The 18,966-nt window shown below is 39.2% G+C and carries 15 protein-coding genes; 13 read left to right on the top strand and 2 right to left on the bottom strand.

Annotated features, from left to right (window positions below; genetic code table 11):
- Positions 1–30 precede the first annotated feature (30 nt).
- The 12 genes from BV372_RS08810 to BV372_RS08755 all read left to right on the top strand — a co-directional run bounded on the left by BV372_RS08810 (position 31) and on the right by BV372_RS08755 (position 15,392).
- Positions 31–1,332: an oligosaccharide flippase family protein gene (locus BV372_RS08810; RefSeq protein ID WP_086685929.1), complete on the top strand. Its 1,302-nt coding sequence runs from the start codon at positions 31–33 to the stop codon at positions 1,330–1,332.
- Complete coding sequence (locus BV372_RS08805) at positions 1,319–2,461, top strand: glycosyltransferase (RefSeq protein WP_179198018.1); 1,143 nt, start codon at positions 1,319–1,321, stop codon at positions 2,459–2,461. Before BV372_RS08810 ends, BV372_RS08805 begins: the two co-directional genes overlap by 14 nt.
- A gap of 49 nt (positions 2,462–2,510) precedes the next feature.
- Positions 2,511–3,710 (top strand): O-antigen ligase, encoded by a 1,200-nt coding sequence (locus BV372_RS08800; RefSeq protein WP_086685925.1) that lies wholly within the window; start codon positions 2,511–2,513, stop codon positions 3,708–3,710.
- 106 nt (positions 3,711–3,816) lie between these two features.
- Complete coding sequence (locus tag BV372_RS08795) at positions 3,817–5,115, top strand: glycosyltransferase family 4 protein (protein ID WP_086685923.1); 1,299 nt, start codon at positions 3,817–3,819, stop codon at positions 5,113–5,115.
- Positions 5,048–6,298 (top strand): hypothetical protein, encoded by a 1,251-nt coding sequence (locus BV372_RS08790; RefSeq protein ID WP_086685921.1) that lies wholly within the window; start codon positions 5,048–5,050, stop codon positions 6,296–6,298. Before BV372_RS08795 ends, BV372_RS08790 begins: the two co-directional genes overlap by 68 nt.
- 132 nt (positions 6,299–6,430) lie before the next feature.
- On the top strand, positions 6,431–7,087 hold the full coding sequence (locus BV372_RS08785) for a sugar transferase (protein ID WP_086685919.1): 657 nt from the start codon (positions 6,431–6,433) through the stop codon (positions 7,085–7,087).
- 152 nt (positions 7,088–7,239) lie between these two features.
- Entirely contained in the window at positions 7,240–8,349 is a 1,110-nt protein-coding gene (locus BV372_RS08780; protein ID WP_086685917.1) for a hypothetical protein, read from the top strand.
- A 147-nt stretch (positions 8,350–8,496) separates the two neighbouring features.
- On the top strand, positions 8,497–9,384 hold the full coding sequence (locus BV372_RS08775) for a phytanoyl-CoA dioxygenase family protein (RefSeq protein ID WP_086685915.1): 888 nt from the start codon (positions 8,497–8,499) through the stop codon (positions 9,382–9,384).
- Between the two features lie 42 nt (positions 9,385–9,426).
- A complete protein-coding gene (locus BV372_RS08770; RefSeq protein ID WP_086685913.1) occupies positions 9,427–10,494 on the top strand; it encodes a GNAT family N-acetyltransferase in 1,068 nt (355 codons plus the stop codon).
- A gap of 104 nt (positions 10,495–10,598) precedes the next feature.
- A complete protein-coding gene (locus BV372_RS08765) occupies positions 10,599–11,729 on the top strand; it encodes an ATP-grasp domain-containing protein (protein ID WP_086685911.1) in 1,131 nt (376 codons plus the stop codon).
- 163 nt (positions 11,730–11,892) lie between these two features.
- Positions 11,893–13,056: an aminotransferase class I/II-fold pyridoxal phosphate-dependent enzyme gene (locus BV372_RS08760; protein WP_086685909.1), complete on the top strand. Its 1,164-nt coding sequence runs from the start codon at positions 11,893–11,895 to the stop codon at positions 13,054–13,056.
- 149 nt (positions 13,057–13,205) lie between these two features.
- The gene (locus BV372_RS08755) at positions 13,206–15,392 is read left to right on the top strand and encodes a polysaccharide biosynthesis tyrosine autokinase (RefSeq protein ID WP_086685908.1); all 2,187 of its coding nucleotides are present in this window, start codon (positions 13,206–13,208) and stop codon (positions 15,390–15,392) included.
- 118 nt (positions 15,393–15,510) lie between these two features.
- On the opposite strand, the gene BV372_RS08750 is transcribed toward BV372_RS08755, so the two are convergent.
- The gene (locus BV372_RS08750) at positions 15,511–16,461 is read right to left on the bottom strand and encodes an NAD-dependent epimerase/dehydratase family protein (protein WP_086685907.1); all 951 of its coding nucleotides are present in this window, start codon (positions 16,459–16,461) and stop codon (positions 15,511–15,513) included.
- 107 nt (positions 16,462–16,568) lie between these two features.
- Entirely contained in the window at positions 16,569–18,413 is a 1,845-nt protein-coding gene (locus tag BV372_RS08745; protein ID WP_086685905.1) for a tetratricopeptide repeat protein, read from the bottom strand.
- 119 nt (positions 18,414–18,532) lie between these two features.
- Here BV372_RS08745 and BV372_RS08740 point away from each other — a divergent pair, with 119 nt between their 5' ends.
- On the top strand, positions 18,533–18,952 hold the full coding sequence (locus BV372_RS08740) for a type II toxin-antitoxin system RelE/ParE family toxin (RefSeq protein WP_256973125.1): 420 nt from the start codon (positions 18,533–18,535) through the stop codon (positions 18,950–18,952).
- Positions 18,953–18,966: the final 14 nt, after the last annotated feature.

Here is an 18,966-nt window from a genome sequence, read left to right as displayed (position 1 = left end):
AGGCAAATAAATTCAAACAAACAAAGGTATATGCAAGAAATTAAGCCACTAACACTACGCCGTAATTTTTCTTGGACATTCATTGGTAATACTGTCTATGTAGCTTGCCAGTGGGGAATGTTGGTGGTTTTAGCTAAACTTGGTAGACCGGAAATGGTAGGGCAGTTTACTTTGGGATTGGCAGTAACAGCCCCTGTAGTCATGTTGACAAATTTGCAATTACGAGTTGTGCAAGCAACAGATGCGAAAAAAGAATATCTTTTTGGAGATTATTTAGCACTAAGAATAATTGGGGCAGCTTTAGCCCTTTTAGTGATTTCAATAATTCTTCTAACATCTCAATATAGATGGGAAACCTGTGTTGTTATTTTCCTGGTTGGGTTAGCTAAGATTTGTGAATCTATTAGTGACATATTTCATGGATTAATCCAGCAGCACGAACGAATGGATCGCATTGCAATATCACTAATAATTAAAGGACCTTTATCACTGCTACTTTTAGGCATAGGAGTATTTATAACAGGCAACCTTTTATGGGGCGTAATCGGGTTAGTTTTTGCTTGGTTAGTAGTTCTAATTAGCTACGACATTCCTAGCGGTGCCGAAATACTCAATCGAATGTCAAAAGTTGAAGATAGAGCATTTACATTCCAACCTCGATGGCATTTGGCAACAGTAAAGAAGCTAGCATGGCTCTGTTTTCCTTTGGGATTTGTGATGATGCTGGTTTCGCTCAACACTAATATTCCTCGATACTTTATCGCCCAGTATTTAGACGAACGGAGTCTAGGCATCTTTGCCGCACTGGCTTACTTGATGGTAGGAGGAAAAATAGTGGTGAATGCGTTAGCAGAGTCAAGCAGTCCAAGACTGGCAAAATACTATGCCCAAGGAAATGGTATAGCGTTCCGCAAACTTCTTTTAAAATTGGTAGGGATCGCTGCTGTGCAAGGTGTCATCGTTATCTTAGTAGCTGTTGTTGGGGGCAAGGAAATTTTAACTATCCTCTACAAACCTGAGTATGCCCAACATGCAGATTTATTTGTGTTGCTCATGATTGCGGCAACGATTGACTATATATCAACCTTCTTGAGTTATGGAATGACCGCAGCTAGGTACTTCCGTATCCAAATGCCTTTGTTGGCTGCGGTTTCGACTATCTCTGCTATAGCCTGCCTATTTTTGATCCCAATAAGAGGATTGCATGGGGCAGCGATCGCCCTGATTATAGCAACACTTTTCAGTGCAGGAGGTAGTTTAGGCGTGATTTTGTATGCACTGCACAAACTTAAAAGCAGGCCTTATAAGGAGCAGGAATATGACATCATCTAAGCGATATTCAATCACAGTCCTGCACGTTGCGCCGATTGTAGATCATCGGATTTCCGGGCTAACATTTGCTATTCCTCCATCGGTTGCAGCCCTACAGTGCTTAGGAGTACAAACTGGGCTAGTGACTACTTCTACAATTGGACGATACGAAAAGTCTGAACCCTATCCAGTTGTTTATATCCGGGATTTACCGCGCTATCGGGCGATCGCATCAATGCCCGAACCTTTGAACAAGCCAGATCTGATTGTTTTTCATAGTACCTATATCTTGGAGCATATTCTCCTCGCCTATGAAGCTGTTCAAAGGAAAATTTCCTATGTAATTAAGCCTCACGGTGGTATGACGCAAGGGGCACAGCAGGTTAAGCAGATGAAGAAAAAGGTAGGTAACTTTTTATTTTTTAACTGGATGGTGCAGAATTCAACTGCAATACACTGTTTAAGCGAAGAGGAAGCAGTTGATGTCAAAAACCTTTGGAATCATCCAGCATTTGTAGTTGGAAATGGTGTCAATATCCCGGCACATGAAATGTTGGCAAACCCTGGTACTCAGCCAGAATTAAAGTTTGTCTTTTTGGGCAGACTTGATATTCATCATAAAGGCTTAGATTTATTATTGGAAGCCTGTGCAATTATCCAAGATAATTTAAGAAAATATAATGTTCAGATACTTTTATATGGGTCTGATATAGCGGGAAGTAAGGCCAAACTTGAAGAATTGATAATTAATTATCAAATTCAGGATCTTATTCATTTAAAAGAACCAGTTTGGGGAGATAAAAAACAAGCTGTTTTCCAAAGCGCCGACTTATTTATCCATACCTCGCGCTTTGAGGGACATCCAATGGCAGTCTTAGAGGCGATGTCTTATGGAATTCCTTGCCTATTAACGCCTGGTACCAATATGGCCAAAGAGGTGACGGTGAATAAGGCTGGATGGGCAGTTGAACCAAACCCAGTTGCGATCGCTAAAGGTATGCAAAATCTCCTAGTAGCGCGCTCGGAACTTTCTATCAGAGGATCTGCTGCCAGAAATCTAGTTGAAAAAAAATATTCCTGGGAGCAGATTAGCAAGCAATCACTTCAAGAATATGTAAGCTTGCTGCGTCTGAGTACAACTAGTCATTAATGGAGGTTGGAAGCAAAAACATAATTTATCTACATCATGGGGAAAATAAATGAATAAAACTCATTATGAACAAAAGTTTACACAGGAAAAAAATCTAATTTTTATAGCTCTTGACTTAGCTCTAATTTTTTGTGCAACATTTTCTGGAGAACAGAAAATCTCGGGAATTCCTTTATTTTTTATTTTTTGGACAATTGTTTTTGTTATTAGAAGAAATTTTAGGATTTGGAAATCAGAAATTTTAGCTCAATTATTTACAATATTTGCTTTGTCGCCACTCTTAATTCAATTTTATCAATACAATTTTGAATATTATTGTGGAGCTATATTTGTAGTTTTATATGTTAACGTTATTGTCTTTGGGAATAATATAATTGACCGTTTGCTGAACGATATTCCTGGTTCTAAGTTAGCTCGATGGTTACCAGCAATATCATTAGTTTTTCTGGGAGTATTAACTCAATTTTTATCTGGTCATTCTACAAGGCAATCCTTTGTATTTGGACCTAATGTGTATTACCGCATTATTGGCACTATTTTTATGCTGCATCTCGTGTTGTTTCACGAAAATTATACTAAAGAAAAAAATAAAATTTCCATTTTCAGTATATTAGCAACTATAACTTGCTTACTGATTGCATTATTAATCATGATAAAAACAGGTTCTCGCGGTGCAATTATCGTGGGAGTTACTATGCTATTAGCCTTTTTATATTCAATGTTATCTATCAAAGTAAAATGGCTAAAAATATCCGTTATTACCATAATATCTTCCCTTTCAATATACATTCTCCAATCAGGCTTATCAGCTTCTGTGTTGGATTCTCGAGCTTTTTGGTTTTATGACCGTGGCGCATCTTCTGGTTCCATAGCCACAAGAGGTGAATTTTTGAATAACTTTTCAACTTTCTTTGCTAAAGATAATTACTTGTTGGGAGAAGGTAGTAACTATATATATTCTTACCCACACAATCTTTATCTAGATTTGCTATATAACGCTGGCATTTTTCCATTTTTAGCCCTGTTAGTATCTACTGTTATTTATGCACTAATTTTATGGAAAGGTAATCTCCATCGCAATTGGAAGATTCTATCTCTACTTTTTCTACCGATTTATATAGGTTCTCTATTCTCTGGAACAACATATAATAACTATCCAATTTTAAGCTTATTGTTGATGTTACCGTTTTGGATGAAAAACCAAATTAAAAGTAGTAATTATATAAATTTCAAAAGTTTAACAATTTAAAGATTTAGGATTGCTTAAGGAGGAAATTACTTGTGATATTACAAATTTATAATGCTGCGCAGAATTTAATTTATCGCTTGTCAAATTCTTTAGAGCATTAAAGCTGATGAATACACAAAAGCTAATTTATCTACACCAATATTTTGTTGTTCCCTCAGTAGCAGGAGGTACAAGATCCTGGGAATTCTGCACTCGTCTGGTTCGCGATCAGTGGCAGGTTAATATGATTTGTGGAGACTCAGAAATTCATGAGATACCCAAAGATGAGATTTTTAAATTTTTCGATAAAGAAATTGGTCAATTTAAGTTAAATGCAATTTCTGTAAAATACAGTAACAACATGAGTTACTCAAGGAGAATTTTAGCATTTCTCAATTTTGCCTTAAAATCTTCCTTAGAAGTACTCCGAGAACCAGAAGCCGATCTAGCTTTTGCTACTAGTACTCCGCTAACTATTGCTATACCTGCTCTATTACGAAAATGGTTACGTGGTACTCCTTATGTTTTTGAAGTTAGAGACTTATGGCCAGAAATGCCAATAGCAGTAAAAGCTATACGCTCCCCACTAGCTATATTTTTGGCACGTCAATTAGAGCGGATTTCTTATCGAAATGCTGCTCATATAGTGGCGCTTTCTCCCGGCATGAAAGAAGGCATTGTCAAGCAGGGTATTGCACCTGAGAAAGTGGAAGTAATTCCTAATGCTTGCGATAATGACCGTTTTAACGTTCCAGAGTCAGTTGGATGGGATTTTCTATCTCAACATCCCGAACTATCTGGTGGCCCGTTGATCATCTATACCGGCACTTTAGGCTATATCAATGGAGTGAGCTACTTTGCCCATTTAGCTAGCCAAATGAAAAATCTGATACCTCAAGCAAGATTTTTGGTTGTTGGCTCAGGTGCTTGTGAAAATGAAATCAAAGAAATTAGTCATCAGTTAGGGATTCTGGAGAAGAATTTCTGGATGTGGCCGTCTATACCCAAAGCCCAAATGCCAGGTCTTCTTTCTGCATGTACTGTTGCTACATCTCTATTTCTGCCAATTCCAGAAATGGAGCATAACTCTGCCAATAAGTTCTTTGATGCCCTAGCCGCAGGCCGCCCAATTGCCATTAACTATGGAGGTTGGCAGAAAGAGATTCTAGAAAGTTCTGGTGCTGGTATCAGCATTTCTGGTAACGACCCACAAGCAGGTGCAATCCAACTCGCACAATTTTTAAATAGCCCTGAACGTTTGCAAAGCGCTGGGGCTGCTTCCAGAAAACTCGCAGACACGGAATTTGACCGCGACTTGCTTTACAAGAAACTGGCAAGTATTTTTCAGAAGGTATTAAATGAAAGCCGTTCTAACTTTCAACGGGCGGAATACTTGGTTTCAGAAAAAAGCCGTCTACCAAGTTAAAAATTTATTAATAGCTACGGTGATTGTCATGGTGCTCGTCGCTTGTATATCGAAAGCCGCACCATTAACTACAGAAGATATTTATCCTCAAGGGAAACAGTTTCCACTTGGCCTGTATTCAATACACTCTGTACAAGAGATGAACGCGACGCGACCATCTGGATGGAACATCGCTCATACTTACCAATTTACCCCCTCTTTTGTTCAGACAGCAAAAGAGGGTAAGATGTATGCTCTCGCTAATCTGCCAGGTGAATCGGAGCCAATCCCAGAAAATCAAGCGGCAGCTACAATAGCTGCTCTCGCCAAGAGCGAGCCAGTGGTATGGTGGAATTTTCCTGAGGAAAGACGCTATTGGAGAGCAGGCGAAAGGGCGCTCATTGCCAACTATGCGAAGTGGACACGCAAGTATGACCCAAAAAAGCGACCGAATTATATGTACATTCCCGGACACTACGATACTGACGATGTTCAGCAGTATGTAGCTGACTTGGATGTCATTCCCGCGAGCATTTACACAACCTATGCAGGTCAGCCTCATGCATGGGTGCGGTGGCGCATGGAATCTACGATGAATGCCATCAAGGTTGCCCAAGCCAAAATAGGCTCTAATTATCTAAATGGAGAAAAAATTCCTGTAGCGATCTTGCAGCTATTTTACGAACAAGGCAAAAAAGTGATTACACCTGAAGGAGCGTATCACGACTTTTGGCAATCTATTGTCTCCGGTGCTAGGGGTATTCTCATCTTTTCTTACTGGCACAAGCGAGACCATCCGAATTTGGAAAGTGTTTGGCAAATGTACAATAAAGCCGCCAAAGAAATTACGGGTTCTGAGCAACTTGGTGCAGCAATCTTGTTTGGCGATCGCTCGAAAAAGGTGAGCTTTCAGATTACCAGTGGGCCAAATAGGACAAATCAATTCTCTGTCGACCAGAGCAAAGAGTTAATCAGTTTTCCTGCCATCGATATTCTGACACTAGTTTGGAATCAAATTACATATGTGATTGCCGTTAACTCAGCAGAGCAAAATGTTGCTGCTAGGCTGACTGGTCTTCCCCAAAATGCCGTCCTAGCAACTGTTCTATTTGAAAACAGCACGCTTGCAGTTAGCAACGGATCTTTGAATACCAGCTTTAAACCTCTCGGTGTGCATATCTTCAAGATAGCTAGCCGACAGTAGCAAAGCCTGGAAAGCAAAAGTTGTTAATCAAAAAACCGGAAAGCTAAAGAGATTGGATATTTGTTTTCCTATTCATACCCAATATCTTCTTGCATATTGTTTTTGCAATTTCTTAAAACCAAGGATGTATCTATGAATGCGAAAAATTTTCAGGGTGCTAATTTCAAAAACTCTAGCAGATTCATCAAATCTGTATTAGATAGATTAATTGCCGCGATCGCTTTAATTATTGTTTTACCAGTGTTGTTGTTAGTGGCGATCGCTATTTACATCTATATGGGTAATCCGATCGTTTTCTCTCAACCTCGTCCAGGTAAAGACGGCCGGATTTTCACCTTCTATAAGTTTCGTACTATGACCGATGAACTGGATAAAGAGGGTAATTTACTCCCCGATGAACAACGCCTGACAGCTTTTGGTCAATTCCTGCGTGAAACCAGTTTAGATGAACTACCACAGCTTTGGAATGTCCTTAAAGGTGACATGAGTTTGGTGGGCCCTCGTCCTTTACTAGTACAGTATCTCGATCGCTATACTCCTGAACAAGCACGTCGCCACCATGTTCAACCCGGTATTACAGGTTGGGCACAAATCAATGGTCGTCGATTATTAGATGGATGTTGGGAAGAAAAATTTAGATTAGATATTTGGTACGTTGACAACTGGAGTTTATGGCTAGACTTAAAAATTCTAGTTTTAACTGTGTTCAAAGTTTTGAAAAAAGAGAATATTAGTCAAGAAGGTTATGCGACTGGTGAAGAATTTCAAGGTAGTACTGGAAAAGTATGAAATTTTATTTCTTTATGGTGAGAGTGATTTATGGACCTCTATTTTTAAAATAGGTAGTTCATAGTAGGAAACCAAAATTTCTCTAGAAAGCTTTAGAAAAATTTTAAAGGTAGCTTTTCCAACAATATCGTATTGGTTTTAGGTCAATATCTATGAACAAACGATGGGAAGTAGGGTCTGAATTTGATTGGTCAAATGAATTAGTAACTGTATCAGCATCGAATAGTTTATTACCTGAACCATACGAATTGTTTTCTACTGGTACAGCTTGTTTAATATTGCTCGAAAGTCTGTTAAATCCAAGCAAAATAAATCGTTTACGGCTGCATATCCCATCATTTTTATGTATGCATTTTGTTGGCAAGCTGAAAAAGATTTTCGACATATGTTGGTATCGAGATTTACCAACTCAAGAATCTCCTGATTTTCAATCCCTCAATCCTTTAGCTGGTGATTTAGTTTTAGCAGTTAATTTATTTGGAATTAGGCAAGGAAAACTTTGGCAAGATTGGCAATCTCAGCATCAGGATATTATCTTAATTGAAGACCACAGCCACGACCCTTTTTCTGCTTGGGCACAGGAAAGTAAAGCTCACTATGCTATAGCTTCTCTACGTAAAACTTTACCAATTCCTAATGGAGGCATGATCTGGTCTCCCCAAAAGATGTCCTTGCCACAAGCTATTTGTGCAGAATCATCGGCTAGTTATAAAAAACTGACAGCTATGCTATTAAAGCAAGCTTATCTTGGCGGTGCAAACATCTCGAAACATATCTATCGGCAACTAGAAATTGAAAGTGAAATAGAACTCGAAACTGACTTTAATTATGCAGTTTCTATCTTCACATCTCAGATTCTACGAAGCTTGAATATTTCGGAATTTCGACAAAAGAGGGAAATAAATGTCAAATATTTTTTGAATTCAAGTTTAATTAAAAATAGTCCATATTGGCAGCCACTTTTTACTTCATGGCCATCTGGTTCGGTAGCTTTTAATAGTATAATAGTATGTCAAAGCCAAGAAATTCGCGATGCTTTACGTAACTATCTGATAGCCCAAAATATTTTTCCAGCGATTCATTGGCAGCAAACACCAGAACATTCATCCAAAGATCCCTTAGCCATAGATTTATCAAATCGAATTTTAACAATACCTACAGACCAGCGTTATTGTTTGGATGATATTGCCTACATCAGCGAAAAAATTACTGATTTTTCCCAAAAATATGGCAAGTTTTCTCTTTCTTTAGTTGGAAGATGAGCATTAGAGAAAACTCACATTTAAGCAACATAATTGTGAGCAGGAAGATTTAAACAAATTCAACAAGGAATAGCTTGCTAGGAATCTAATCTCGTCAGCGATCGCACAATTTATTGTCAGCTTGGAACGCAAGAGGATATATCTGACATGAAAACTCTGACTCAGAAATTATCAAAAGAGCAGCTAGCTCTTTTACCAACTGAAGAAGATGTTGCTTTTTATGAAGAACACGGCTGGTTTATCAGTAAAAAAGTCATACCCGATGCAGTTATAGACGAAGCGATCGCGGGTAGTGAAAAATTCTATCGTGGAGAGCGAGACGCAACACTTCCCTATAGTACTGGCTACAGCGATTGGAAACCTGGAGATGGGGATGCTGTACGCAATAATCAACACGTTTCTTATCGCAAAAGAGAACTACGCCATCTCGCACTTCAGCCAATAATTGGCGCGATCGCTGCTAAGTTAGCTAGAACTAAAGAAATTCGCTTATTTGAAGATACATTGGTCTACAAAGCACCAGTCACCACTGATGCTCAAGGGATAGTTGGCTGGCATACCGATTACTCTTATTCTTCTAACTGCACCTCTAGGAAAATGCTTTCCGCATGGATTCCCTTATACGATATTGATCGCGATCGCGCACCTCTAGTTGTGCTCGATGGTAGTCATAAGTGGTCGGGTACTGAACATTTGCGCTGCTTCAATAACAAAAATCTCAAAGAAATAGAACAGAAATTCACTCAAAAAGACCGAGAGATTGTAGAAGTACCGATAATCATCAAAAAAGGTCAAATCAGCTTTCATCACTGTTGTACTATTCACGGCAGCTATCCCAATTACAGCAATTCAGTCCGCTTGGCGTTTGCTTTATATCTACAGGATTATGCCAACCGTTATCAACCTTTTTGGAATAACGGTGAAGAAATTCATCATTTTCTTGAGCGTGTATGTCGGCAATTGCCTAACGGCGATCCCGATTACAGCGATCCGGCAGTATTTCCTGCTTTGTGGTCAGAGGAAGATATTGATTAAAGGAACTGTACTTTAACCAAGTTTTCAGAACTGGAGAAATCTATGGATCTTCAAGTTGTTAGTTCGTCAGATCTGTTGTGGTCTAAAGCTTTAGAGAAGCTTAGGCATGATATTTATCAATTACCTGAATACCTGCGTTTAGAAGCAAACAGACTACGAGCAATTCCTGAGGCTATTTTGATCGCCGATGGAGAGAAAATGCTCTTTGTACCTTACTTGATACGCAATTGTGGGGATGTAGTATCGGCAGATGCTATGGAAATTTTTGATGTTGTGTCACCCTACGGCTATCCAGGAATATTATTGAGTGAAGCAGCTATAAACACACCAGGATTTGCAGACGCTGCTCTTGATGCGATCGAGCAGGAATTTCGCACTCGCGGTATATGCTCTGCTTTCTTTCGTTTACATCCCATCCTCAATGAAAACTTTAGTGAAGTTTTTCAAGAAAAAAAATTGGCAGTCAAAGGCAAAACTGTCTCAGTTGATTTGCGACAGCCTAATTTGTGGAACCATACCAGAAAAGGACATCGCAGCACAATTAATAAGTGTAAGCGTTTGGGAATGATTGCAAAGATGGTGCCATTCTCAGATTATCTGGAAGAATTTGTTGCCATCTACGAAGAAACGATGGGACGTGTCAATGCAACGACAGGATATTACTCCTTTAATTGTGAATATTTCTCTCAGATGAACGATTTGTTAGGAGAAAGTTTGCATCTATGTATTGTTGAATACGAAAATCAGATAGTTTGTGGTGGTTTGTATACAGAATGTTGTGGAATTGTTCAAAGCACACTAGGTGGAACAAGAAATCAATTCGTTCATCTCTCGCCAGGTAGCTTAGAAACTGACTATGCACGATATTGGGCACAGGAACGTGGCAATGAATTTTTACACTTAGGTGGTGGAGTTGGAGGATCGACAGAAGATAGTTTATATACTTTCAAATCCGGATTCTCTCAACTAACTCACAGTTTTTCGACGTTAAGTTTGATAGTTGATGAGAAAAACTATTATGAATTGGTAGATTTAAGAGCCAAAGCTCTGGCGATCTCAGCCTCAGAACTACTAAATTCAGACTTTTTTCCCGCTTATCGTTCACGCTAAATAATGTAACTTAGATAATTTTACTTTCTATTTCCCATATTAAGCGGAACGTTAATTAGACCTTGAACACTTTTATTGTACTAAATTGTTTGCGATCGTAGTAAATGAAAATTAATCAACCATCTGTTTTAATTCCCGATCAGTGCAACAATCCTCTTGCTTACTATACTATTCGCTGTTTAAAAGAGGCTAACAAGAATTTTCAAATCAACGTAATCGTACCTTTAGGGGTAAACGATGATAACTATTGGCTGTCTTTTTATCAGCATTCATCCTATGTTGATAACTTATTTTATTCGCAAAACGAGATAAGTTCAGTAGCTTATTTAGAAGAGGTAATTGACATAATAAAAAATCTAGCAATAGATATAGTATTTCCTGCTTCAGAAGGCAGCTTTAAGTTTGTTTCTCAATATAGAAACCAGTTATCCAATTTTTGTAAAGTAGTAGTCTTACCCAGCTATGACGCTTTAGATACAGCTTTTGATAAGTGGAGATTATATTTATTTTTAAAGCAGCATAATATTCCAATACCGGACACAGTATTACTGAGAGAAACTGATAATCTTAGCGAGTTTAATTATCCTGTACTCATCAAACCAATTGATGGTAGCGGTGGAAAAAATATCCAAAAATTTGACTCTTTAGCGAAAGCAGAAAGTCTTGAGGTTATCCTCAACTATCCTAGGGATGAATATATTATTCAGAAATATATACATGGTTATGATATGGGTTGTAGTGTTCTCTGTAGAAAAGGAGAAATTGTTGCTTACACAATACAGCAGCAATTAGGAGCAACTAGAGGATTTACTCCCAAAATTGACAAATTAAAGTTCATCCATGACTCAGTTATTCTTGATGTAGTCAGAAGAACTATGAAGGCTCTCCAATGGAATGGAATCGCTAATCTTGACCTGAGATATAATTCTCAAACTGGAGAGATTTTGCTGCTAGAAATAAATCCGAGATTTTGGCAATCTATGATGGGGTCTCTTTCTATTGGGGTAAATTTTCCCTATCTTTTATATTTATTATCTAACGAAATTAGTTTTGAGCCTGTTTGCTATGAAGATAAATATTATGCTAAATTCTCCAGATTTATCAAAGATATTTTTGACGGGTCTTTAAATTACAGTTTATCTGATACAAATACGAAATATTTTTTATCAGATTTGAATGGCTTAATTCATTTTGTATTAAATCGTTTTATGAAGAAAAATGCCATAAAAGTATAAAGTTTGTCCCAACATTTTTAATGTATAGTTTCATTAAATATTGCGTAGATGCTGAAATCTCTCAAAGGTAAATCTAGGATTGTTTTTAGGATTTGAAGGTGAAAAGTTCTAAATTATTGCGTTCTTCTCAGCAAACAGCAAATCTGAATTACTGAAAATTATTATGTCTAAACCTATTTTGCTCTCGACTCCACACATGGGCGATCGCGAACTAGAATTCGTCAAAGAAGCTTTTGACACTAACTGGATCGCTCCTGTTGGTCCCCATGTAGACGCTTTTGAGCAAGAATTCTGTCAATTTACTGGTGCTGGTTATGCTGCTGCTGTCAGTTCTGGAACAGCAGCTATTCATTTAGCTTTGCGATTAATTGGGGTTGAGTCTGGGGATGAAGTTTTTTGTTCGACTCTAACGTTTGCTGCTACCGCCAATCCGATAGTTTATCAGGGAGCTAAACCAGTATTTATTGATAGCGATCGCACTTCTTGGAACATGAATCCAGATTTGTTGTTAGAAGCGCTAGAACACCGCGCCCGGATTGGCAAATTACCCAAAGCAGTTGTGCTTGTACATCTATATGGGCAAAGTGCAGATATCGATCCGATTCTTAAAGCTTGCGATCGCTATGAAATTCCCTTGATTGAAGATGCAGCCGAATCTTTAGGCGCTACTTACAAAGAACGACACCCTGGAACCTTCGGTAAAATTGGTATTTACTCCTTCAACGGCAATAAAATCATCACCACATCTGGCGGCGGGATGCTAGTGTCAGATGACTCATATTTAGTGAAAAAAGCCCGATTTCTAGCGACCCAAGCCCGCGATCCTGCACCGCATTACCAACACTCAGAAATAGGCTACAACTACCGCCTCAGCAATGTTTTGGCGGGGATTGGTCGCGGTCAATTACAAGTTCTCAGCGATCGCGTAGCAGCTAGACGACGTAACTTTGAGATCTACCAACAGGCTTTAGCACATCTCCCAGGAATAGCATTTATGCCAGAAGCTAGTTTTGGAAGTGCTACTCGCTGGTTAACCTGCTTGACGATAGATCCTCATAGGTTTGGTGCAAATCGAGAACAAATCCGTTTAGCACTTGTCGAAAGACAAATTGAAACTCGTCCTGTGTGGAAGCCATTGCACCTACAGCCTGCATTTGCTGACTGTGAATGTATTGGCGGTTCCGTAGCGGAAAATTTATTTGCACATGGTCTTTGTTTGCCTTCTGGTTCTAATCTTACAACTGAAGATTTAGAGCGAGTTATTGGTGCGATTTCCGCAGTGTACTATAATACTCAAAAAAGTTTAAGTTCTTTGTTTAGTGTTTAATAGTAACTTGATTTAATGATTCATTTACTATTTTTAGTTAATAAAATTTAATAATAACAATTAACATAACACACGAGTAAATATATGCAAATAAAATGTGGGTTAAAGGTTAAAACAATCTATTAATTAGAATAAAGTGGAAATAAATTATGGAAACACAGAATGAGGTTTTAAGCTTTGATACATATTGGCAAGTATTAAAGCGCCGTTGGCTGGGAATTTGTGGAATGTTTTTGGCATTTTTTCTAATTTCTACTTTGCCTTTATCTTTAAAAAAACCTGATTATTTAGCGGAAGGAAAACTCCTATTTGAAAAAACAAATAAGATATCTTCCTTAACAGGAGTTGGAACAGAATTAGGTAAGCTAGAATCGGTAGCTCAAGATCAAAGTAATCCTCTCAATACAGAAGCAGAAGTTATACGTTCTTTGCCTGTCGTGCAAAAGACTATAGACAGACTTCAACTCAAAGATGATAAAGGCTTACCCTTAACCCCAAAAAAATTTATTGAAAAATTGACAGTCAAGGATATTGAAAAAACCGACATTCTACAAGTTTCTTATAAAGATATGAACCCTGAAACAGCCGCACATGTTGTTAATACACTAATGGCTGTATATTTAGAACACAACGTATCTTCTCAAAGAACTGAAACAGCTGCTGCTCGTAAGTTTATTGAAAAACAAGTACCAAAAGCAGAATCAATTGTCCGCATAGCCGAAGCTCAACTTGCAGAGTTTAAAGAAAAAAATAAAGTAGTTGCTCTACAAGAGGAAGCAACTAGGTCACTCGAAGTGCTCGCCGAGTTGCAAAAGCAAATAAGCCAAACTAAATCTCAAATGGCTAATACCAATTCACAGTCACAAGAGATTCGCAAGCAATTGGGAATGAACTCTCAACATGCAATAGCGATGACTTCTGTTAACCAGTCTACAGGGGTACAAGATATCCTTAAAGAAGTTCAGCAGGGAGAGTCTCAACTTGCAGCTAGGCGTACTGTTTTACATGATACCCATCCAGAAATTATTAATCTAGAAAATAAGTTAGAAGCTTTAAAGAAAATACTTCAACAACGTGTAAAACAGGCTGTTGGTAATAATAATACAGATGTAAAAGATAAGTTGCAGGCGGGAGCACTACAACAACAACTCACAGCAGAACTAGTTAGATTAGAGTCAACTCGTTTAGGTTTAATTAGCCAAGCTGATGCTTTATCGAATTTACAATTTGAGTATAGGCAAAGACTGAATACTTTGCCCAGATTGGAGCAACAACAGCGCCAGTTAGAACGTAAAGTACAAGCTGCTCAATCTACCTATTCACTACTTCTACAAAAGTTGCAAGAGAGCCGAATAGCGGAAAGCCAGACTGTAGGTAATGCCAGCCAGTTAGCTAAAGCTCAAGTTCCCGATGAGCCCCTTTCTTCTTCCTGGATGACCGTGAGTGCTGGCTTACTGTCTATCCTGGCTACTTTGGTGATTATCTTTATTTTGGAAGCTAAAGATAAATCAATCAAGACTGTTGATGAAGCGAAAGAATTAATAGGATTTACTTTATTAGGGGTAATTCCTTCCTTTGGCAAGTCCAAAAAATATACTCGTGGTTATGAAGAGCTAGAATTATATAGATCAAGACTGATTGTTAGAGACACCCCTCGTTCGCCGATTAGCGAAGCTTACCGGATGCTGCGAGCAAACTTGAAGTTTATGAGCGCTGATAAAGAGTTAAAAGTTATTGTGATCACCAGTTCTGTCCCAGGTGAAGGTAAGTCAACAGTAGCTGCTAATTTAGCTTTAGCAATGGCGCAGATGGAGCGTAAAGTCTTACTCGTAGATGGGGATTTACACCGTCCAGTTCAGCATAAAATTTGGGATTTAACAAATACTCAAGGTCTAAGCAATGTGATTGTTGGACAAGCTGAAATCAAGACAGCCATCAACAAAGTTATGGATAATATGGATAATTTGGATGTTTTGACTGCTGGAGTCGTACCTCCCTCGCCAGCATCTCTGCTTGATTCTAAACGCATGGCTTCTTTAATGCAGAGTTTTGCTGTTAACTACGATTTTGTAATTATTGATGCTCCCTCATTAAACGTTGCAGCTGATGCAGCTACATTAGGTCAAATGGCTGATGGTGTTTTATTCGTAGTTCGTCCTGGGGTAGTTGATTCTGTTCACGCCGCTATTGCTTGTGATATTTTAGAAAAATCTGGTCAGAATGTTCTTGGACAAGTTGTTAACGCAGTTATTCCCCAAAATGAAAGTCATAGTTACTACTATTTCACCAAAGAGAGTGACTTTCAAGAATCTTTTGTTGCGACAACTCGCAAATGAAGGAATTCGGAAAATTGAAGTTGAGCCAGTAGCGATCGCGATTCAGTATTGTATTATCGATGACAGCCTACAGCACATTGGCTAGTTTGATGGCTGTAGACTGTTGATATATTTGTAACTAGCTATACAACGGCTTAATCCATTGCCATTCTTTGGTTAAACCTTCCCTCAGGGATACTTCTGGCTGATATCCGAGAATTTCTCGTGCCTTAGATACATCAGCAGCGGTGTGACGCGCATCTCCCATTGCCTTTTCTATGTGGTTTCTTTTGATTGGTTTGCCAACTATCTCTGCCATCGTATCTAGAACTTCTGCTAACACCACTCTGCTACCACCACCAATATTAAATATTTCTCCAACAGCCTGAGGTACGGTGGCGGCGGCTAAGTTTGCTGCGACAGCATCACTCACAAAGGTAAAGTCTCGCGTTTGCTGTCCGTCGCCATAAACGGGAATTGCTTCATCGTACAAAACAGCTTTGAAAAACTTATGAAATGCCATATCTGGGCGCTGTCTAGGCCCATAAACTGTAAAATAACGCAGAGATACAAAAGGTACACCAAAGTTTTTGTGATACAACCCACATAAACGCTCAGCTGCTAGCTTAGTAATGCCATAAGGAGAGACAGGACGGGGGGGAATCCCCTCGTGGGTGGGTAAAGTCTCGGCATCACCATATATGCTAGATGTCGAGGCATACACCAGCCTTTTCAGGTTTTTCGCATCTTTGGCTGCTTCCAATAAAACTTGCGTTGCATTGATATTGCGTTCAGTGTAAGCACGGAAACCTTTTCCCCAACTAGCTCTGACTCCTGCTTGCGCTGCTTGATGGTAAACTACCTCTACATCCTGGAGTAGTATCTGCCAATCCAAAAACTGAATATCTCCTTCAACTAGTGTAAAGTTAGGAAACACTTGTAAGTTGGCAACATTCTTTTGCTTGAATGCCGGGTCGTAGTAATCGTTAAATTCATCGATGCCAATTACTTCTTCACCTTGTCGCAGCAGTGCTTCTGCAAGATGAGAACCAATAAATCCTGCTGCTCCTGTAACGATGATTTTAGCCATATTCCCTATTGTTGCCGATCTGTATATTCACAGGGTAATACTTAGAGTCAGTAAAAGTTATGACTTCGCAAATATTTTAGATTCAATCTTTTGAAGAATCCTTGCCGCTACATCTGTTCCTTGTATGCTGCTAACAACTGCGGAATGTGGTCGTATCCATCTACACCGATAATTGCAATGATTTTAGAACGATGTTGTTGCAAGAAATTTTGGAAAGCTTCTGTTCCTATTTGTCCTTGTAAAATTGTGAGTAGTCCTGCTGGTTGTCGCCATTCACGAGAAGCAATTTGCTCCAACAAATACATACCTAAGCTGCCAGTGTAAATCGCTTTTTCAGAGTTTTGGAGATGATAATAAGCTTCAGCTAAGTAAGCTAAATTGCGACCTTGGAGATATAAATCACCGGAAACCTGTGATGTTTTAAAACCCTCTTCTAGATATTTAATTGCATCTTGCGGTTGCCCAATAACCAAATAAGCAATTCCTAAGCTACTAAAACACAAAGCTTTACTTTGAATATCACCTAATTGTTCAGATAACTTTAAGCCTTGTTGCAGATAATTAATTGCCATTTCATAAGTTTCTGGTTCTAATTGCTCTAATTCTTGAGCGTGCATGACTTCGCTGTAGCCTAAATTGATCAGAGCATTGGTTTCACCTGTGCGATCGCCTACTTGTCGGCTAAGTATCAATGCTCGTTGACTATTGTTAATCGCCTCGACATAATCTTGCTCTTGGACGTAAGTACGGCTGAGGTGGTTGAGATTGGCAATTTCACAAGGGCGATCGCCTGCATTCCTGGCTATCTCTAATGCTTGCTGATGGAAGTAGATGGAGCGTTGATATTGCCCTAAAGCACGCTGGGAATAGCCTAAAATTGTCAAAATTCTCGCTTTTTCTTGAGTTCCTTCGACTCGCTGCAACGGTTCGTCTAGATAATCTAAGGTATCACGTAAATAGTTACCAGCAAAAGAGGCAAAAATGCCCCCATAGAGGGGAAAATATGGGCGCAGGGAAAAGTTGCGCAGAATCTGGAGCATGATTTGAGCAGCGCCATTGCTGTACACTGCGGCAATGCTTTGAAAACCACTTGCCAACTGACTCCACAGCACTGCAAAGGTTAAGTAGGTTGAGATAGATAACTTTGAACCTGCTTGCACATTGTAAGCTTGTTGGTCAAACCAGTTGACTAATCCCCTTTGCAAGTATTGCAGAATTAATGCCAGTTCTACCCAATCACTCAGGGTAATACTGCGCTGCTGTGCGGCAAATTCAATTGCAGATTGCTCCATTGCCAAGGTACGCAGTAATGCTTGAGGTACTTGGCTATTGATCTGCTTTGCCCAAGTTGCCCACGGGCCGCTTTCTCCGGGTACACCCCCAAATCCCAGCGCTTGATTTTGCTCGTACATCCAGCTAACTAAATGGTCTTGCAATCGCTGCCATGAAGCCAAACCCCGATTAATTCCTATTGATATCTGCTGTAAATCAGAATCTGCTTGGGCAAATTGCTGTAAAGATTTTGCTAACTGCTGTAGCTGTTGCGAATTGAGCGGATACTTTTGATTGGGGTCGGTAAAACGGAGGAATGTTGCCAGACGTTCTTCATCTGAAGCTGTGGTAATTTCTTTCACACCAGAGACGATCGCCTCTGTAGCTTTGTTATGTTCTTGCCACCTTTGCCATTGGCTCTGAATTGTCTTAATTGCTCTTAAACTCCGGGTAGCCTTGGCTTTCTTGAGTTCATCCTTTTCACTATCTACTTGGTTTTGGATCGTACTGAGGCGATCGCTCAAAACTAGCTCAAATACTTCTCCTGTGCCAGGATTCACTCCTTTTAGCAACATTTGATACACCTGCTCTACAGAGCTAATTTTGCCCTTGAGGGTGGTGTCCACAATTTCGTCGATTAAAGCAAGGTAGCGATCGCGCAATGGCAGAGAGTCTGACACTTTAGCTACTGGGGAATTTACGTCATCTTCATTCTAATTCTAGTCTGAGCAGAAGAAGCGAAGGTGGAAGAATTTGGAGGTGTATACATTAGCTCAAATTCTATTGCCCAAGGATTATAATGCAACATTTTTATAGTACAATAATACTATTAAAGAAAAATTATTACGCCCATTCACCCCATGACCGAATTAAACTGATATTAAATGCAGAATTCACTGCATTTAATTTGGGGGCGGCTTTGCGTTTTCAGTTCACAAGCAAGAAACTCGAAGCACTGTACACAGAAGAAAAAAATGCTCATAAGTATCCAGGTGTGGTAGATGACTTTTTTGAAGTCATGGCAATTATTGACGCTGCTGTAGATCAGCGTGACTTGTATGCTCAGAAAGGATTGAGATTTGAGAAACTCCAAGGAAAACGGGGAAAAAAAGGACAGCGTTCTCTACGTTTAAATGACCAGTGGCGTCTGATTGTCGTATTAGATGAGGACGATCTGGGACAGTACCTCAACATTATCGATATCGAAGACTATCACTAGCTTAGGCAACAGGA

Source organism: Nostoc sp. T09 (assembly GCF_002154695.1).
In the GTDB taxonomy this organism is placed as follows: Bacteria; Cyanobacteriota; Cyanobacteriia; order Cyanobacteriales; family Nostocaceae; genus Aulosira.
Note: the sequence above shows the minus strand (reverse complement) of the source record. Positions and strands in the feature narration are given on the sequence as shown.